13 protein-coding genes are annotated in these 18,900 nt (G+C 37.1%); 7 read left to right on the top strand and 6 right to left on the bottom strand.

Annotation, left to right across the window (positions count from 1 at the left end):
- Positions 1-66: 66 nt before the first annotated feature.
- Positions 67-1,416, top strand: coding sequence for a vanadium-dependent haloperoxidase (locus H344_RS0104240; RefSeq protein WP_026809158.1), 1,350 nt, complete (start codon positions 67-69; stop codon positions 1,414-1,416).
- Positions 1,417-1,531: 115 nt separating this feature from the next.
- On the opposite strand, the gene H344_RS0104235 is transcribed toward H344_RS0104240, so the two are convergent.
- Positions 1,532-5,242 (bottom strand): metallophosphoesterase, encoded by a 3,711-nt coding sequence (locus H344_RS0104235; protein ID WP_026809157.1) that lies wholly within the window; start codon positions 5,240-5,242, stop codon positions 1,532-1,534.
- Positions 5,243-5,295: 53 nt separating this feature from the next.
- Between H344_RS0104235 and H344_RS0104230 the strand changes: the two genes are divergently transcribed.
- On the top strand, positions 5,296-6,480 hold the full coding sequence (locus H344_RS0104230) for a Pycsar system effector family protein (RefSeq protein WP_026809156.1): 1,185 nt from the start codon (positions 5,296-5,298) through the stop codon (positions 6,478-6,480).
- 12 nt (positions 6,481-6,492) lie between these two features.
- On the opposite strand, the gene H344_RS0104225 is transcribed toward H344_RS0104230, so the two are convergent.
- Both H344_RS0104225 and H344_RS0104220 read right to left on the bottom strand, forming a co-directional pair.
- The gene (locus H344_RS0104225) at positions 6,493-8,853 is read right to left on the bottom strand and encodes a GAF domain-containing protein (RefSeq protein ID WP_026809155.1); all 2,361 of its coding nucleotides are present in this window, start codon (positions 8,851-8,853) and stop codon (positions 6,493-6,495) included.
- A gap of 133 nt (positions 8,854-8,986) precedes the next feature.
- A complete protein-coding gene (locus H344_RS0104220; RefSeq protein WP_026809154.1) occupies positions 8,987-9,712 on the bottom strand; it encodes an energy transducer TonB in 726 nt (241 codons plus the stop codon).
- A gap of 142 nt (positions 9,713-9,854) precedes the next feature.
- Between H344_RS0104220 and H344_RS0104215 the strand changes: the two genes are divergently transcribed.
- The gene (locus H344_RS0104215; protein ID WP_026809153.1) at positions 9,855-10,964 is read left to right on the top strand and encodes an acyltransferase family protein; all 1,110 of its coding nucleotides are present in this window, start codon (positions 9,855-9,857) and stop codon (positions 10,962-10,964) included.
- 56 nt (positions 10,965-11,020) lie between these two features.
- Here H344_RS0104215 and H344_RS0104210 read toward each other — a convergent pair whose 3' ends face one another.
- A complete protein-coding gene (locus H344_RS0104210) occupies positions 11,021-11,761 on the bottom strand; it encodes a slipin family protein (protein ID WP_026809152.1) in 741 nt (246 codons plus the stop codon).
- A gap of 260 nt (positions 11,762-12,021) precedes the next feature.
- Between H344_RS0104210 and H344_RS19695 the strand changes: the two genes are divergently transcribed.
- Positions 12,022-12,597: a phosphatase PAP2 family protein gene (locus H344_RS19695; protein WP_051254099.1), complete on the top strand. Its 576-nt coding sequence runs from the start codon at positions 12,022-12,024 to the stop codon at positions 12,595-12,597.
- 31 nt (positions 12,598-12,628) lie between these two features.
- Here H344_RS19695 and H344_RS0104200 read toward each other — a convergent pair whose 3' ends face one another.
- Entirely contained in the window at positions 12,629-12,940 is a 312-nt protein-coding gene (locus H344_RS0104200) for a hypothetical protein (RefSeq protein ID WP_026809151.1), read from the bottom strand.
- A 256-nt stretch (positions 12,941-13,196) separates the two neighbouring features.
- On the opposite strand from H344_RS0104200, the gene H344_RS0104195 reads away from it, so the two are divergent.
- The 3 genes from H344_RS0104195 (at position 13,197) to H344_RS0104185 (ending at position 16,637) form a co-directional block, all read left to right on the top strand.
- Positions 13,197-14,513 carry a gluconate:H+ symporter gene (locus H344_RS0104195; protein WP_026809150.1) on the top strand — a complete coding sequence of 439 codons (1,317 nt, stop codon included), beginning with the start codon at positions 13,197-13,199 and terminating at the stop codon, positions 14,511-14,513.
- Between the two features lie 3 nt (positions 14,514-14,516).
- Complete coding sequence (locus tag H344_RS0104190; protein ID WP_026809149.1) at positions 14,517-15,647, top strand: D-TA family PLP-dependent enzyme; 1,131 nt, start codon at positions 14,517-14,519, stop codon at positions 15,645-15,647.
- 348 nt (positions 15,648-15,995) lie between these two features.
- Positions 15,996-16,637 (top strand): hypothetical protein, encoded by a 642-nt coding sequence (locus H344_RS0104185; protein ID WP_026809148.1) that lies wholly within the window; start codon positions 15,996-15,998, stop codon positions 16,635-16,637.
- A gap of 37 nt (positions 16,638-16,674) precedes the next feature.
- On the opposite strand, the gene H344_RS0104180 is transcribed toward H344_RS0104185, so the two are convergent.
- Positions 16,675-18,855 carry an acylase gene (locus H344_RS0104180; protein ID WP_034256125.1) on the bottom strand — a complete coding sequence of 727 codons (2,181 nt, stop codon included), beginning with the start codon at positions 18,853-18,855 and terminating at the stop codon, positions 16,675-16,677.
- Between the last annotated feature and the right edge of the window lie 45 nt (positions 18,856-18,900).

Raw genomic sequence — 18,900 nt, 5'->3', positions numbered from 1 at the left:
AATCATCCTAAATTTATAACCTAATACAATATTGCTACCCAAGAGAACTAGTTGAAAAATATATCTATGAAAAAACTTACTTATATTATTATAGTATTTTACCTCCTTGGCTGTAATGATAATTCTGAACCTATAATAGTAAGCACCGAAGACCTACATCAGTCTATACAGAAGGTAACAGACATTATGGTACACGATATCTTCTCTCCGCCAGTGGCCAGTAGAATCTTTGCGTATCCAAATATTGCTGCTTACGAGATTATGGCACTCAACAACGAGGACTATACCTCTTTAGCAGGACAAGTAACCGACTTAACCCCTATTCCCCAACCCGCAGCAGAAGCAACTATAAATTACGAACTGTCTGCTTTAATAGCCCATATGGAGCTGGGAAGAAGGTTGATTTTTTCAGAAGAGACCCTCGTAACCTTTAGGGACAGCCTGTATCAAAAATGGAATAAGAAGAACCCTAAATTATTTAATGCTTCAAAGGATTATGGACTTCAAGTAAGCGAGCATATTGCCCAGTGGATGAGTAAGGACAATTACAATCAGACACGGACCATGCAAAAATTTACGGTAGATACAGACGACCCTTCCCGATGGCAACCTACCCCGCCTGGTTATATGGACGGAATTGAGCCTCACTGGGGTAAGATTAGGCCCTTTGTGTTGGACTCCGCCAATCAGTTCACTCCTTCTTCTCCACCACCATTCTCTATGGAAAAGGATTCGGAATTTTACAAAGAAGTTGTGGAGGTATATGAAATTAGCAAAGAGATAACCGCAAAAGGTGACGATTCCGAGGAAATTGCAATGGCAAAATTTTGGGATTGCAATCCCTATGTATCGGTTACAAGGGGGCATCTGATGTTTGCGACCAAGAAAATATCTCCTGGGGCACATTGGATGGGTATTACTAAAATTGCAAGCAAGAAAGCAGAGTCGGATTTTGCTAAAACTATATATGCTTATACTAAAACCTCAATTGCCATTGCCGATGCTTTTATCAGTTGTTGGGATGAAAAATACCGTAGCAATCTCATCCGTCCAGAAACGTTAATCAATCAATATTTAGATGAGAATTGGCTACCAATATTGCAAACACCTCCATTTCCAGAGTACACCAGTGGTCACTCTGTTGTTTCAGGAGCTGCGTCCATTGCACTAACCGAAATCTTCGGAGATGATTTTTCATTTGATGATGATACTGAAGTACCGTATGGACTCCCCATTAGAAGCTTTAATTCATTTAAGCATGCGGCAGAAGAAGCCGCTATGAGTAGATTGTACGGAGGAATACACTACAGGAGCGCCATTGAATTAGGGATTAAGCAAGGTAAAGATTTAGGGAATTTTGTTGTGGACAAACTATCTATGACCAAGCCCAATGAACTTGCATCAAATAAACAATAACCTTTAATAATCAATCAGGCGTAGTCCTTTATCTATAAATAAGGTGATAAAAATATACTAGGTCATTAATATATTTTTATCACCCTTATTTAAACACCTTCAACATTCAACCCTATTAAAATCCAAAACCTACTCCAAATGTGAATCGGCCTCCTTCTTCTGAGGCAAATAGGGCGAGTCTTGCTGTTAGCACATCAACTCCATTAAAGAAAAAACCTCCCCCATAAGAGGTATGCCATAAATCTGAGTTTTCACCTGAGGTCCAAACTCTACCATAATCAAATCCACCATAAACACCTATAGTAACAGGTAGCAATCCTGTCTTTAATTCTTTTAGACTATATCTTAGATCGGTATTTTGATAATAACTGGTTTTTCCAGTAAATCGCTGATTTCTATATCCTCTAAGGCCATCAGTTCCACCTAAGCTAGCAGCTTGATAAAACTCATATTCCTCACCCAGATTAAAATGCGCCTTCCATTTGGTTGCCAAGACCAATCTTCCATCTGCCACTAACTTATAATTAAAAGCTAGACTAGGGACAATATAGGCGTAATGTTGATCTCTATTCGCTAAACTAGTCTTATATCCAACAAGCAGCTCAGTAGACATTCCCATAGTTGGAAAAGCATTATTGTCTAGACTCTCAAAGGAATAAGCTGCATTCACTCCCAGAAAACTGTTTCTATTCTCCTCTCCATTAGCTTGATAAAAAGTATTTACAAACCTATCTACCGTTTCTTCTACTTCCAAACTTTCTAGGGAAAGACCTGCCATAAATTTTGCCCCCAAATGTCCACGCCATACCAAAGAGGGGGAAAATCTAAATTGTTCTATTCTTACCCTGTTATAATCCATCCCTAAGGTGTCATCAAAATTCTCGGTTTCGTTGCCAATTCCAAAGAAATTAATACTGAAGTTAGGACTAGTAAAACGGGCAGCCAACTCTAAGTTCCAATTATTAAAGACATGGGCAAACTCGCCATTATAGCCAAATTCAAACCCATTAGTAGCAAAATAATAAGCAGCGTTAAAATTTTGTTGATGAGTAAAAGGATTCTTTCTAAATCCATAAAAGGTATTTGTAGCACTAACGCCAAGCTTAACACCATCATCAGGATTATACCCTATTGTAGGTATAAATTGTTGGGTACTGTTCCTTGTTTTTAAGGGTATAAAGGTGTTGGTTTCATAATCGTTCGTAAGCCTAAGCTTAGCTACATCAATCTTATCTACCGTATTCTTTTTAGTCTTATAGTCATAAATCCAGATATTTCTTCCTCCGGATATATCGTAGGTATCATTATTTTGACCGCCGATAAGTCGAACCTTAATCCGATTATTATTACTGCCACGAACTTCAAAAATATCGGTATCATCTAGCCCATACACCCATATTTCCTTTGTTATATCTCTATTGAAGGTCTTTTGAAAAAACAATTTTTCCTTTTCACCTTTTATATTGCGATAAGCTTTAATTTCAACTTCATTTTTGGACAGGTTATTAATTTCGAACCAATCATCCTTGTCGGTACCTTTTATGATAACGAACTTATTGAGGTATTTATAATAATCATCTGCATTCTTAGATAAGTTTTGTATTCGTGATAAAAGAATGCTTTTAAGATTTAATATATCATCGTCCAAAACTTCTTTAGGAATATTTGTAAACGCTTCGTCTATAATTTCTGGAGTAAGGTTTTCTTGAATAATTGCTACTTGCCGTTCCCAATCTACCTTTGTTGTTTGAGACAACAATGTCATATCTAGCGCATAAGCACTTTTATTAAAGGCTTCAATATTTCTAATATCATTATTAAATCCCTCCATCATTTTTAGGCCTGGTATTATTCTGGTCGCCACGCCCATTAGGGCTCCATCTCCCCAAATGGAATACACTTGATCACGATCTCTAGGAATTGCTTTAAAAATAATCTTTCCTGATTTCTTATCTTTAACTTCTCCCCAACGCCATTGATCATCATGCCTGTCCCAATCCCCTAAGACCATATCAAACAAACGTGCTCTTAAGTATCTATCGGTATCTACTTCATACTTTTCATCACGTCTAATCTTATCTAGCATATCCGTAGTACTTTCAATCTTATTGGCATAACCAAAGTTCTCCTTTTCTCCATGCCCATCACCTACATGCTCTTCTAGCATGTAAAGTTCACCACCAAATTCCTCATTAAACTCCTCCAAGGCAGATTGCTTAGGAATATAGTACAATGTAGGGATGGGATGATACACATCTACTGCATTGGAAAGTGTACTCACGGTAAGAAGACCGTAGGGGAAGGCACCCGTATAAAAATCCATTAATAAGCCTTCAGTATAGGTATCCTTAAACTCACCCATCACATACTTCTCCTTAAAGGCCATCGCTTGTAGATATACCTCAGCACTTTTTTTAACAGCCCTCATCACATATTCTTTTCCAGAACTATCGGCTAATCGCAACGATTTAGATTGGTTTCCCCCTCCTTTTCTAACCGGTTTTACTCCCCCATACAGGGTGTCTAAATTTATAGTGGGAGCAGTAACTTCAATGGCATAATACTTTCGGTAGCGGTCACCCCAAACAGTTTTAAAAAATCCATTTTTATCGATTTCATCTTCAGTATAAACCGATGCCTTTACTTCCTTCGGAAAATCTACACTATGAAATATATAGTCTTTATTCCTATCTGGTGGCAACACTTGTGTGGCAAAAAGAAATTCTGCTTCATTATTTTGACCAACTCCATAATACTTTACCTCAGAGGAGCCGTCTACATATACTATCAATTGTGCAAAACCCATTCTTCCCGTAGAAAACATAGAGCCATTCAATAATCTTGTGGTACCTTCTTTAGCTCCAGAACCACTTACAATCTGGGGAGTGTTATCCTCAACAATATACTGAAGGGAATGTTCATGACCAGAAGCTAAAATCACTTTATCTGAAAATTGCGCCAAAGTAATCAGTCGATTTTTCAGTTCTCGATACCGTTTATTCTGCAGGTCTGTAATAGAAGCCCCACTTGTTTTTCTTAACAGATTAAAAATAGAGCTTAAAATAGGAAAGGGGAAGCCCTTTCCTGCGGGATTCAAATTTTCTTTAAAGGAAAATTGTCCTCCGTGAGAACCATATGTAAACAAAGGATGGTGGAGTGCCAATAGGGTAGTCTTTCCCCTATTTTTTTTGATTAGACTTTCTATTTCCTCAAAGAATGTCTCTCTATCCTTTATCTCACACTCATCGTTTATTGTAGGGTGCCTATCCCAATTGGTAAGATACCACTCCGAGTCAATAGCGATTAGTACAATATTATCATCTATATCTATTTTTTCTATAGGACAACCATCCTCCGGGAAAAACACATCTTTACTATCCAACTTTTCTTGGATGTAATCTTGCTGTCTTTCCAAGCCTTTTAATCCATCGCTATACCAATCGTGATTTCCTGGGATAAAAATAGAATTCCCCTTAAATTCGGATAAGGACGCTAACTGCGCATCCAAATGATTTATAGCTTCCAAATAAGCTTGTTTAGATTCGTCAGGGTCTGGTAGCCCAGCAGGATAAATATTATCTCCTAAAAAAATAGCGGTACTATTTTTAGATGCCTTATTTAACTTGGTCTTAAACGTTTTAAGGGCAGGATTCATTCCCTCCATTGGTGACAATCCCGCATCTCCGATTAAATAGAACGTATGAGCAATTTCCTTGTTGGTAGGCACATCCCTAACATCCTTATTATCTAAGCTATACTTTGATTCGTAAGTTGCGCAACTCGAAAAAAATAACAACAAGCTGAAAACTGAAATAAGTTTGTTCATCGAAATAAAATAGATAATTTAATTTTGTAATTTGTGAGTTATAAAAATAACGAATGCCAGATATAATTAAAGATACCGAAGATTTTGTTGTTGAGTTATTGACAACACAACTAAATGCCAACTATTTATACCATAATCTTCGCCACACCCAAAGAGTAGTCAAAATTACTAAAGAATTATTGGAAGCTTATGATTTGGATGAAAAAGAAAACGAAATAATTACTTTGGCTGCTTGGTTACATGACACGGGATATACCCAAGGTTATGAAAATCACGAAAAGAAAAGCGCTGCCATTGCATCCAAATTTCTTGCTGAAAAGAACTATTCCTCTCATGATATTCAACAGGTGCAACAGCTCATTATGGCCACCAATAGGCACCATACTCCTACCAACTTATCCGAAGATATAATTAAAGACGCAGACACTTCCCATCTGGGAAGCAGTAATTATGCAGAAACGTCTGAATTACTTAGGGAAGAACTATTCCTTCTTGGAATTGCTGAATTCACCCCCCAAGAGTGGGACCAAGAAAACATAAAGATGTTGGGTAAGGAGCATAGATTTTATACTGGCCATGCAAAAAAGCAGTGGCAAGAAACTAAAACTAAGAATCTTAATAAACTGATTAAAAGGGAGGCTAAGCATAAACGTACAGCTAGCAAAGAGAAGTTAAAAGTTAAATTAAAAAATGAAAGCCCCGAACGAGGCATTCAAACTATGTTTCGAGTTGCTATGCAAAATCATTTAAAATTAAGTGATATAGCCGACACAAAAGCCAACATTCTTCTTTCTGTAAATGCAATCATCATCTCTCTTTTACTTACCAACCTAATTCCAAAAATGGATAGTCCTAAGAACGAGTTTCTTATCTATCCAACATCTATCTTTATTCTCTTTAGCGTGGTATCTATGATTATGTCTATTATGGCCACAAGACCCAATATCACTAGAGGAGAATTCACCAAGGAAGATGTAAAACAAAAAAAGGTAAACCTATTATTTTTTGGAAATTTCCATAAGATGGAGCTTCAAGATTTTGAATGGGCCATTCAGGAAATGATTAAAGACCAAGACTACGTATACAACTCCCTTACCAAAGATCTATACTTTTTAGGTTTGGTATTAGACAGGAAATACAAATTACTAAGATGGACCTATACTATTTTTATGATTGGGATGATCTTATCTGTGGTTGCTTTCTTTATATCCTTTAATTACCATATGTCTTTACTATAATCTAGGAGAAGATTATGCTTTAAGTTCGTTCATTAGGTCTTGATAGGTATAGGTTTTATCGCTTTTCTTCTCTGTTCGGTACAAAATCCCGGCACGGATAGCTTTTAGTCCAGATACACCTTGCAATCCTTCTAGTTCCACAATCTCAATGTCGGAATTAAAATAGCCTTTTGAACGTAGAAAGTTTATATACCTAAGATATTCCGACTCATCTCGCTTTTGAGCGTATACGATTACCAGCTTTCCCGATTGTGTTAGCCTTTCTTGAGTACCTTTTATAAAAGATTTGTCTATACGTTTTTTTATAATTTCATAACGGGCGTTATAGGTACCATCCACATCAAAACGTTTTTCATCCATTCTAAACCTAATAGACAGTGAGGTGTTATACACCAGAATCAATGAAGCCACATCCAATTTTACCTTCAATTCTGGCTTACACCTATAATGGGCGTTTTCCAATTCGCACATCATTTGCAACTGCCATAAACGCAAATTACTTAGGAATATTGGGGCAAAATTCTTTTCTGCAGATATAGCACTTCCAATATACATATTGTGTTCTATGCCATCGGTTTTATAGCGCTCAAAATAATGAGGAAACATTTTCTGGGCCTGTTCCTGACTTTTATCTAAAACTCCAGCCAACTTTTTATTAATAAAAGTAACGCTCTCATCATAATTACGACGATGATCATAATACGTCCCAGTGCTCAAATCAATATGTGAGTTATATAAAGATATGCGCTTCTTTATCTCATCATCAGAATTAGACAAATACTCAAATACAGGATTTATATTTTTGGTAACAAAATCAAAAATATCCTGTTCACTAGTACTATGAAGCGAATCTTTTATATCGGCCAAATAGTTATTCACCCTAAAGATAAGCTCCTCATAAATAGGGAGTTTATGACTCTCCAATACCTTAGTTAGTACATTTTTAATTTCAGACAGTTGGATTGTTAGATCACGCTGTATAGCTTCATTCCTTATTTGGGAAGAATTCCTAATATCTATTTGCCCATATAATGGATGCACATCATTAAAAACAATTTCCCTAAAGGAGGGCTCGTTCCCTAAATATTTCTCTTTAATAAAGCGTTTGGCCTCTTCCTCAAATCTCCAAGATACTGATGGGTGCACCGAGGTACATTCGTTCTGAATTACCGCGTCTATTAAATTTTCTTCCTCCTCCATAGAGCGCAGTGCGGCAGATACAATATAGGGCATTATATCCTCTAACTTTTGTCCATTTATACTATTAAGGTCATTTGCTTTATCGGAAACCAGTTCTAAAACTCCAATTAGTTTACCTTTTTTTGCAATAGGTGCAAACAATGCACTTTTAATATTTTGATCGTATAAATTTTTAAATGGTGCCTTTCCTTCGGTACGTATATATTCTTTTTCCACATCGGAAATTACGAACATGCTATTCTGCTCCAACAATTTATCATAGGCTTCTAAACACAGCGAGGTATTACATTTTTCTAAGTTGTTCTTCTTTAAAAGATAGCTTTTTATCCCTTCATAAAAAGCACTTTCAAATTGCTGTAGTTTAGCATTGTACTTTACAAATCCTAACCTCAATCCAGAGAGACCGAAAAGGGATTTAAAGGATTCCTCAACCTCTTTCAAGAAATTGTTTCCACTATTATAATCCCAAACTATTAAGTTCGATTTAATTTCAGAGATAACATGCTCGGCAGTAACATCAAACATATTTGAAATTACAAAGCCTTTGCTTATAAAGCTATTGGGAGGTATTTTCTGCTTCCAAAGTGCTAAGTCGTCTATATTTACCAATAATTCATCAACATCATCCTGAGTAATCTCCAAGGGAGTGCCGTTGGGAATTATTTCCATAAATTCTGCATTATACAAAATTCGATAATGACGCATTACTCCTTGGGCGTCCGGTATATTATAGAAAAAAATTCGCTTAAAATCGAGTTTAAAACCATAATAATAATTAAGGATAACCACACAGGCCATAATATAGTCAACTCCTTGCTCTAGATTAGTTATCTTAGGTTTATAATCTGGACCTGCAGCCTCTAAAATACGATTAAACCGATTACTAGCATTAAAGATGATATCGCTATAGGGCAAGGATGCTGTCTTAATCTCGTTATCAGACAACAAGGGAGAAAAAGAATCCTGTAACAACAAATCTATTATCTCTTTATGTTTTTCCAAAAGAGATAATTCAGTAAAACCTGCTCTAAGTTCTGGGAATGGCGCTTGCTTATCTATAATATACCTAGCCCTTTTGGCCAAATATTCATCTGAACCTTTGGCTATATCCTCATATTGCTGCAACAACTTATTAAAGCTGATGATATGTTGTAAAGGCAACATCTTTTCCATGTATCCACTTTTAATAAAGACTTAGTCTTATATCAGGCCGTAAAATTACAAAAAGATCAGCCTATTAATGATGCCGTAAGGGAAAACCTTTTCTGCAGGTTTTACATAAAACTATCCAAACCGTATATTTTTATTATTGTAGTCTAAAAGTTATGGGAATAATATATGATACCTTAACGGATCTTCCGCGTTGTTTCCCTGGTACCATCTGTGGCAATGCAGCTATAATTCTATTGGCCTCTTTTTCTAACAACTTATCTGGGCCCCTAGTTTTTATTTGAATAATCTCTCCAGTATTATCAATAATAAATTGCACATACACCCTACCTTCTATCCCCAACTCTACTGCAACATCTGGATAGGTGAAGTGCTTTTGAATGTGTTCCTGAATTTTCTTTTGGAAACATGCTTTTAATGCTTCATTATTTTGACCAGTACATCCAGGGAATACCGGCACATTCTCTATTACTGCGAATGGTACTTCCACATCTTCCTCCTCTTCTTCAACCACAACAACATCTTCCACTTTTAGGGTCGCTTCTTCCACCACCGTTTCTTGATTAATCTCCGTACTTTGGATAACGGTCTCTTCTATCTCAGCTACGTTTTCTACAACCTCAATAATTTCTGGAGCGGCAGGAGGTGCAGGCGGTGGCGGCAACTTAAGCGTTTCTGTAATTGGTACTACCTCATCAATATCATCGACAACAGTAAATATTTCTATGGATTCTTTCTCGTTTGGGTAACTGCGTAATTCTAGGGCTCTCCAAACTACAAAAAGAACCAATACAAGCCCGATAACAAAAAAAAGTCCGCTTTTTTTGTTCAAATCTGCTTTGGGGTTCTTTTTAAGTTTCATGGCCCAAGAATTTTATATCATTAATTTCACCATAAAATCCCACCTTTCATATGATAATTATCAGTTCGCTTTAATTATTTCAAAAAAAGTATATCTTTAATGACACAACCATATTTACACACCAACCAAACCAATACAAACTGTGAAATCACCTATTACCCAACGCCTTTACTCTTTAGATGCCCTAAGGGGTTTTGATATGTTTTGGATTATTGGAGCCGATGCAATATTCCACCGTATGGCAGATATTACCCATTCCCCATTTTGGAATGAATTATCACATCAATTCCATCACCCACAATGGCACGGATTTTCCTTTTACGATATAATTTTTCCGCTTTTCCTATTTCTAGCAGGAGTAGCAACCCCTTACTCTATTGGCAAGCAGTTAGAAAGGGGAGCAAGCAAAAAAGATTTATTGATTAAAGTAATTAAACGAGGAATTGTTTTAGTGCTCTTAGGTATTGTTTACAACAATGGACTACAACTACGCCCCATAGAAGAGATTCGCTTTGGCAGTGTATTAGGTCGTATTGGACTTGCCTATATGTTTGCGAATATTATTTATCTCTACAGTAAACAGCGAGCTCAAATTTTTTGGTTTTTTGGGCTACTTATAGGATATTGGTTTCTGTTGCTATTTAATTCTGCACCCGGTTTTCCAATGGGAGACCTTACTATGGAAGGTAATTTTGTCTCCTATTTAGATAGGTTGCTTATGCCCGGAAAACTGTACAAAGGCATTCACGATCCAGAAGGTATTTTCGCTACCATTCCTGCGATCTCTACCGCTCTTTTGGGAATTTATGTAGGGAATCTTTTAAAGGCCACTACTCCCGATAAAAATAAAGCTACAGCGCTTCGTTTAGTCATAATTGGAGTAACTCTAATTATAGCTGCGCAAATATGGAATTTAGTATTCCCTATTAACAAAAACCTTTGGACTAGCTCTTTTGTTTTACAGTGTGGAGGAATAAGTAGCCTGTTAATGGCACTTTTCTACTATATAATTGATATAAAAGGATATAAGAAATGGGCGTTTATCTTTAAGATAATAGGCATGAATTCTATCCTGATCTATATGTCCGATAAATTTATAGATTGGAAATACACTACAAACTCCTTGTTCCAATGGCTAAATCAACTCATAGGAGAACCTTATGGTGGCGTAGTTATGATATTATGCTTACTTGCAGTAAAAGTGTGGTTTCTATACTTCTTATATAAACAAAAGGTATTTTTAAGAGTGTAGTTTTATGGAGTCTAGAAACATAAGTCCAGCTTAGCGAACAATGGCATAAAATTCCATTATTTACTTTTAGGGTTCCTAGGCATCATCTCTTCTGGGAAAGGAAAGAGAATGGTAGAATTTTTCTCTGCCGCTATATTAGAAAGGGTCTGATAGAGTCTTAATTTAATTGCTGATGGAGACTGATCTATAAGTTTCCCGGCTTCTAGCAATTTTCCAGCAGCCTGTTCTTCTGCCAATGCTAGGATAATCCTAGCCCTTCTAGAGCGTTCCGCCTCGGCCTGGTTAGCCATCATACGTTTCATATTTTCGGGCAATTGGATGTCTTTTATTTTAACATCTATAATTTCTATTCCCCATTCCTTGGTTTCCAACTCCACAATAGCCTTTATATTTTTTCCCATCTCCTCCCTTTTAGATAAGATAGTATCCAATTCCACTTTCCCACAGACATCCCTTAAAGCAGCCTGGGATAATTGGGTGATGGCAAAACGGAATTCCTCTACTTCTAAAACAGCTTTTTCTGGACTATTTATCCTAAAAAACACCACTCCATCTATACTACAGGGCACATTATCTTCGGTCATTACTTCTTGGGAAATTATATTGATAGTAATTACCCGGATATCTACCACCTGAATGGTCTCTACTATAGGAATAATCCACCTAAATCCCGGTTGCAAGGTATTCACATACCTCCCGAACCTAAATTTTAGGGCCCGCTTATATTCATATACAATTCGGATCCCAGATAAGAAAAATAAAACAATTAAGACGATAAGAATGAATGGTGGTGCCATAGCGTAACTATTAGATGAAGACTATTAAATTCACAAATACAAGATGAAGGGGCGGGGTTGATTTAATAATAATTCTCCATCGACGGGGGACGTCAAAAAAGGGAAGTAGCTAGCTTTCCGTTTCATTAGGGGCTATATTTAAAGTTACGAAATAAACCCATGTAAACCTAAACATTACTTTATCCAAACCTTAAGGTCCTAGCTGTATATTTTTTATACACCACATATTTTCATTAACTTACTTATACAAACAGCGCCAAATGAAATTCACTGCTACTACCCTATTATGGGCTTTTCTATTATTAAGTAGTGTTGGGGTTGCGCAGGATACAGAAGGGGGGCATGAAAAATGGGAATATGTGTTAGAAGACACTGGAGATGTACTTCAATTGGCGTTACCTCTCAGTGCGGGAATAATGACTTTAGTTCATAAAGATTATCAAGGGACAAAAAAACTAGCTTTCTCCTATGCTACTACCCTAGCCCTCACTTACTCCTTAAAAGAATTGACTAAAAAGAAAAGACCCGAGGGTAGAGACCTATATGACTCGTTCCCCTCTGGCCATACCTCATCTGCCTTTTCCGGAGCCTCCTTTATTCAACGAAGGTATGGGTGGAACTATGGTATCCCCGCCTATCTACTTGCTACTATAGTTGCAGTAAGTAGAACTGAGGGGCCAGATGGATTTCACGACTTTTGGGATGTATTTGCCGGTGCGGCTATCGGAATTGGAAGCACCTACTTATTTACAAAACCACATCAAAAGAAACGAGTTGATCTTGGCTTTTCTAGATATAAGGATAATTACTCTTTAAGGTTCACTTACTCTTTTTAAACCACCTATAAAATATAAATTTACTCAACCCCTAAATTCCTTCTGCAAGTGCTCCGAACAAAGCCAAGGTTGAAAACACAAATAGGAAAAGGAAAAATCCTATCAAAGAAATAACCAAGCCGGCGATAGCAAGTCCTCTTGGTCGTTTAAAAACTCCTATAAAAGAAAACAACAATCCTAAAAACCAAACAGTCCACCCTACAAATGGCAAACATCCAGCAACAAGAGCTATAATAGATAGTACAAAACCCGCTGTTCCCAACCCATTAGATTCGGTTTTTTGATTTACAATAATGGTTTGTCCATTAGAATTTTGGCTGTTATTTGTATTTACTTCATTCATAAATATTGATTTCTATGGTGATAGCTGAATGTGGTTAAAATTCAATAAGCTTGGTTCTAATTAAAACCACCCAATATAAAACATTTATCTATTAATTTACACTTAGAATCCATTCCCCTGAACAATTTAATTTAATTCCTACATACTACTTTCTAACAAACTTTAAATAGAAACTTCATGAATGGTCCAGTATTTTTATATAAATTAAACAGTATATTTAATGGCATAAACCTATATACACCACTAAATTTACCCTATGCCTTTACTAATCGTAGTCCTTGGGATACTACTCCTCTTTATCCTAATCGCCAGAATTAAACTCAACGCTTTTATTACCTTTATTATCGTTTCTCTTGCGGTAGGAATTGCACAGGGTATGGAACTGAAAATGCTAATACAATCCATACAGGATGGAATGGGTAGTACGCTTGGCTTTTTAATAATAATATTAGGATTGGGCGCTATGTTAGGCAAACTAGTAGCAGATAGCGGAGCTGCCCAGCAGATTACCACCAGATTGATAGCTAAATTTGGAATTAAAAATATACAGTGGGCATTGGTACTTACAGGTTTTATTGTGGGTATTCCTATGTTCTATACTGTAGGTTTTGTAATCTTGATTCCTTTAATTTTCACCATTGCTGCTTCCACTCGGCTTCCGTTATTGTACGTTGGACTCCCCATGATAGCTGCATTATCTGTTACCCACGGGTACTTACCACCGCATCCTGCTCCTACTGCTATAGCCACCACTTTTAATGCGGATATTGGAAAAACCCTCCTGTATGGGATAATAATCGCCATTCCTGCTATCATTGTTGCGGGCCCCTTATTTTCACGAACAATAAAAACTATTGAAGCCACTCCCTTAAAAGAATTTGTAAACCCTCGTATTTTAAAAGAATCCGAAATGCCTGGGATTGCTACTAGTATTTTTACGGCACTATTACCCATCATTTTAATTATGCTAGCAACCCTCGCTAATCTCTTTATAACTGCGGACAATCCCATTATGCCCTTTATCAATTTTATTGGAAACCCAGCAGTGGCCATGCTCATATCAGTCTTAGTTGCTATTTATACCTTAGGCTTAAATAGAGGAAAGAAAATGCCGGAAATTATGAACTCGGTAAGTAGTGGCATCTCTGGGATTACCATGATTCTATTTATTATAGCGGGGGCCGGAGCCTTAAAACAAGTCCTAATAGATAGTGGGGTAAGTATATACATTGCAGAAATTTTAAAAGACTCTGCCTTATCTCCCCTTATTTTAGGGTGGATGGTAGCCACAATTATTAGGGTATGTGTAGGTTCAGCTACTGTAGCGGGATTAACTACGGCAGGAATTGTATTACCTCTTGTTTCTGCCACTGGGACCAGTCCAGAGCTAATGGTATTAGCTATTGGGTCGGGCAGTCTAATGCTCTCCCATGTAAACGATAGTGGATTTTGGTTATTTAAAGAGTATTTTAATTTATCTGTAAATGATACACTACGCACATGGACTGTTATGGAAACTACGGTTGGAGTAATGGGACTATTAGGTGTCTTAATCTTAAGTTTATTTATATAATCTATGGAAAGTAAAAAATATATCTCCAATAAAGATTGGTATACCATAACCAACTCCAATCATATCAATACACCTGCTCTAGTAGTCTACCCGGAGCGGATAGAAGCGAATATTAAAACCATGATTAGGATAGCAGGAGGCGCCCAGCATTTAAGGCCTCATATTAAAACCCATAAGACTGCCCAAATCATTCACATGCAAATGAATCATGGTATTGAAAAATTTAAATGCGCCACTATTGCAGAGGCCGAGCTCTTAAGCAAATGCAGCGCCAAGGACATCCTTTTGGCAATGCAACCTGTTGCAGCCAATATTGCCCGGTTTTTTAGCTTGATGGCGACTTTTCCAGATTCCAATTTTTCCACATTAACTGATAATATAGAAACCGCCAAAGAAATGGCAAAAATGGCTGCAGAAAAGAACCTAAAAATATCCCTGTGGTTAGACATTAATAATGGTATGGATAGAAGCGGAATACTACCTAACCAGTCTGCTCATGAGCTCTATAAATGGCTACATCATAATCCGAATGTTAACGCTTGCGGACTACATGTATATGACGGTCATATCCGAGCCAAAGATCCAAAAGAGAGAAAAAAAGAATGCGATCAGGATTTTGCAGCTGTTTTATCCCTAAAAAAGGAATTGGAAAATGCGGAAATTCCGGTTCCGAATATTATAGCAGGAGGCTCACCCACTTTTCCTTTTCATGCGATTCGGAAAGGCGTAGAAACTAGTCCAGGAACCACATTATTATGGGATTCCGGTTACGGCACTTCCTTTAGTGAGCTAGAATTTCTTCCTGCGGCTGTACTTTTAACGAGAGTGGTTAGCAAGCCTAATATGGGCAAAATATGTTTTGATCTTGGCCATAAATGGGTGGCCTCAGAAATGAACTTTCCACGAGTAGAATTTTTAAATATTGATAACACCGAGCAAATAAGTCAGAGCGAAGAACATTTGGTAGTAGCTTGTCCGCCAAAATCTCAGCCAAGAGTGGGCGATCTTGCCTATGCCATCCCTAAACATATCTGCCCAACGGTTGCAAAGTACAATGAGGTCTTAACGGCCATTGAAGGCACTATCACAGGAAGTTGGAAAGTAGCAGCACGAAATAATAAAATAAGTATCTAAAAACGCTAAAAATTAGAAAACAAAGGGGAAGCTACATTTACCTTAATGCAGACCAACAGAAAAGAAACTCCTAGAACCATCAAAAAGGAGATACCCCCTTCTAGTGTCATTCAGATAATAAGTAAAATCTTCATTACTATCTAAAAAACATGATACGCTTCCATCTAAAACCATCCTATTTTAAACCACAAAGCATTGGCTAATAACTATAAGTGGGAGTAAAAAAAACTAAACCGACCTATCTCCTTACACTAACCATATAACAATCTTTAATTTAACAACTATTTAAAATACAATTGGCAAGGTATTTGATATTTTTGTAAGTCATCTGAACCTTGATCTGGCCTTATGAGAATTATATATTTATGTTATATCGTGTTTCTAGTTTCCGCTTTGGGAATGGCGCAGACCGATCTTCCTAGTACTCAGCCTTTAATTATAAAAGGAGATAGGAGCATAATGGATAAGCCAGAAGAAAGCACCCCATTAAAAATCCCTTCAATTCTTGATAAAAAGCCTAAAACTAATCTAAGGGATTCTTTAACGGCGAGACAAATAAATATGCTTCCTACTAGAAACCTTGTTCAGGCAGGTCACGATTTAAAATTAGACCCCAAAGTAGGAGAAAAAGAAAGTAAGAACTCTTCTACTTATTTTGGGGATATGTATTTGGGAGATGTTAAGACCAATGGCAAATTTGTTGGAGTTATGTACCGCGACCATGAATATGTTGATGGAGATCGGATAAGAGTCATATTAAATGATGAAGTAGTAGAACCCAACGTTTTCCTCACCGGTGCTTTTAAAGGCATTAATCTAGACCTTAAAAAAGGATTTAATAGAATAGATTTTGAGGCTTTAAACCAAGGAACTTCTGGCCCCAATACCGCTCAAGTTAATGTTTATGATGACCAAGGAAAGTTGATTCATTCCAATTTATGGAACTTATCTACTGGTTCTAAGGCCACTATAATTGTGGTTAAAGATTAATAATTACCTAGGCTCTCAGAAGCATCCTCTATTAAAATTAGCGTTTTCTCTTTCCTGGATGATAAGTTTCTTTCGCCCTTTTTAGCACATCCTCCTTATAATATGGTACATCTTTAAATTCTGCTTTGGCATATGGTATGGCTTGATCATTAAAGTGTGGAGAAGATGAATCCCCACTCTGTCCGCCTGCCAATATACTTTTTGCTTTTACCTTCTCCCCAAATTCTACTACAGCCACAAAACTATTACCACGGGTACCGTATATTTTTTTGGTGTTATTATTATATCTAGCTCCATAAGCTGCTAGGGCACCCCAACGGCCCGAAGCGTAACCTATTGGGATACTAGGAAGTTCATCGTTAAACGGTTGCTCAATATCGCCATTTAAACGCTGATATCTATTTACTTCTCCCCATGGAATATTCCAAGTCCCAAAATCATTTTCCAACTGTGAAACAACAGCTGTAAAAATCTCTAATCGCTCTGACCATGGGGACTTAGTCCCAAAATAAACCATAGCTTCCATATCACTCATTTCGTGTGGCAGCACACCATTTCTACCATACAATGTACCGTAATAATGAGCAAGGGTCATCCCTACAGCTTCAGTGGAGGTTTTAAAATCCCAATTCCTCAATACTTCAATAGGACCTTTCAAGGCTTCATTTTTGGGAGCTACTGTATCAAAGGCTTCTACCAAACCAGGAATGAGCTTTTCAAAAGCGGGCAAATAGGGATCATGAGCCAAGGTTATTAAATTATCTAAAGTGAAGTTAGACCTATCTTTAAGTAAGCTAATTGCATGTACTCCCCTAAAATTCTCCTGATCTATAGACATATAATTAGGGTAATCTTCTTTTTTAGGGCTGAATTCCATTGCTGCAGTATAAGGAGTGGAATTACAATTCTGAAGCCATCCATTTTCGGGATTCAATAGTAATATATTCTCATCTACCGTATGCAATCCTTTCCAATCAGTTCTAGGGTCACTACCGTCCACAGGATTGGTATAATCAAAGGCAGTATCTCTTTTTGGAATAAAATTACCGTGAAAATAGGCAATATTCCCTTCAGCATCTGCATAAACCGTATTATTAGAGGAATTGGTACGGATATCCATCATTTCCCTAAACCCTTTATAGCCATTTTGTTTAGTACGAATAAAAGATTGCTCCAATGCTTTCTTAGGTGCCCACATCATAGCAGTAGCCACCCATCGATCTTCTGCCACATGCGTAATAGGACCGTGGTGGGTACGGTAGGTATGAAACGATTTCTCTTTAATTACCCCATCTTGTTTGTATTTTAAGATAACGTCAGTTCTTTTTACTGGTCTAAGCTCTTCCCCATACACATAATAGAATTCATCGTCCTGCTTTACAATGGTCTCCATAAATTCGTCCATTATATCTGTATAGGTAGAGGTGTGCATCCACCCAGTTTTTTCATTAAAACCCTGATAAACAAAAAACTGTCCCCTTGTAACCGCACCATAAGCGTTTAGCCCTTCTTCACTGACCACATGAACCTCTCCTCTAAAATAAAAAGAGGTATGTGGGTTTATTAAAAGGAGCGTATTCCCCGATTCCGTTAATTTTCCTGATATCGCTATTCCATTGGAACCTTGAGGTTCTTCCTGTTTTTTCTCTTCTTTTAACTTATATTCTTCCATTTTCGGAATAGCCATTCCACTTTCATAGAAAGCTTTTATTTTCTTAGTAGACACCCGCTCAATATCTCCACCAATAGAGCCTTCACTAAAATACATTGGCATCCATGGCTCAAATCGGGTCAATAATTTAGGCTTAACTTCGGGGTGGGTATGCAAATAATAATTGATGCCATCGGCAAATGCCTTACATAAGTCCTTTAGCCAATTGGGACTAGACTCATAGTTAGCAATAGCCTCTTCTTTTGTCATAAACATCTTGGCCCTAAGATCACTGTAGATTGCCTCCTCTCCTTCCACCTCCGCTAGTCTACCCGTTGCCCAAATATAATTTTGCTCTACTCTATTAAAATCGTCCTCACATTGTGCATACATCAGTCCAAAAACAGCATCGGCATCTGTTTTACCATAAATATGCGGCACACCAAAATCGTCCCGTATTATAGTCACCCGTTCAGCTTGCGTCTTCCACCCTTTTATTTCCGTATTGGCATCATTCACTTTAAAGGACAATAAGGAAAAGGAAAGAAAAAAATATAACAGTTTCATATATTGATTATTATTGGTTATTACAGGTATTCTTTTAAAAGGTAG

The sequence above is a fragment of the Arenibacter latericius DSM 15913 genome (assembly GCF_000424985.1).
Lineage (GTDB): Bacteria > Bacteroidota > Bacteroidia > Flavobacteriales > Flavobacteriaceae > Arenibacter > Arenibacter latericius.
This window is presented reverse-complemented; position numbering and strand designations above follow the sequence as displayed.

What these genes read in the sequence shown, in the direction of transcription:
- H344_RS0104240 (WP_026809158.1), top strand. Translation starts at nt 67, where the DNA reads ATGAAAAAACTTACTTATATTATTATAGTATTTTACCTCCTTGGCTGT.
- H344_RS0104235 (WP_026809157.1), bottom strand. Translation starts at nt 5,242, where the DNA reads ATGAACAAACTTATTTCAGTTTTCAGCTTGTTGTTATTTTTTTCGAGT.
- H344_RS0104230 (WP_026809156.1), top strand. Translation starts at nt 5,296, where the DNA reads ATGCCAGATATAATTAAAGATACCGAAGATTTTGTTGTTGAGTTATTG.
- H344_RS0104225 (WP_026809155.1), bottom strand. Translation starts at nt 8,853, where the DNA reads ATGGAAAAGATGTTGCCTTTACAACATATCATCAGCTTTAATAAGTTG.
- H344_RS0104220 (WP_026809154.1), bottom strand. Translation starts at nt 9,712, where the DNA reads ATGAAACTTAAAAAGAACCCCAAAGCAGATTTGAACAAAAAAAGCGGA.
- H344_RS0104210 (WP_026809152.1), bottom strand. Translation starts at nt 11,761, where the DNA reads ATGGCACCACCATTCATTCTTATCGTCTTAATTGTTTTATTTTTCTTA.
- H344_RS19695 (WP_051254099.1), top strand. Translation starts at nt 12,022, where the DNA reads ATGAAATTCACTGCTACTACCCTATTATGGGCTTTTCTATTATTAAGT.
- H344_RS0104200 (WP_026809151.1), bottom strand. Translation starts at nt 12,940, where the DNA reads ATGAATGAAGTAAATACAAATAACAGCCAAAATTCTAATGGACAAACC.
- H344_RS0104195 (WP_026809150.1), top strand. Translation starts at nt 13,197, where the DNA reads ATGCCTTTACTAATCGTAGTCCTTGGGATACTACTCCTCTTTATCCTA.
- H344_RS0104190 (WP_026809149.1), top strand. Translation starts at nt 14,517, where the DNA reads ATGGAAAGTAAAAAATATATCTCCAATAAAGATTGGTATACCATAACC.
- H344_RS0104185 (WP_026809148.1), top strand. Translation starts at nt 15,996, where the DNA reads ATGAGAATTATATATTTATGTTATATCGTGTTTCTAGTTTCCGCTTTG.
- H344_RS0104180 (WP_034256125.1), bottom strand. Translation starts at nt 18,855, where the DNA reads ATGAAACTGTTATATTTTTTTCTTTCCTTTTCCTTATTGTCCTTTAAA.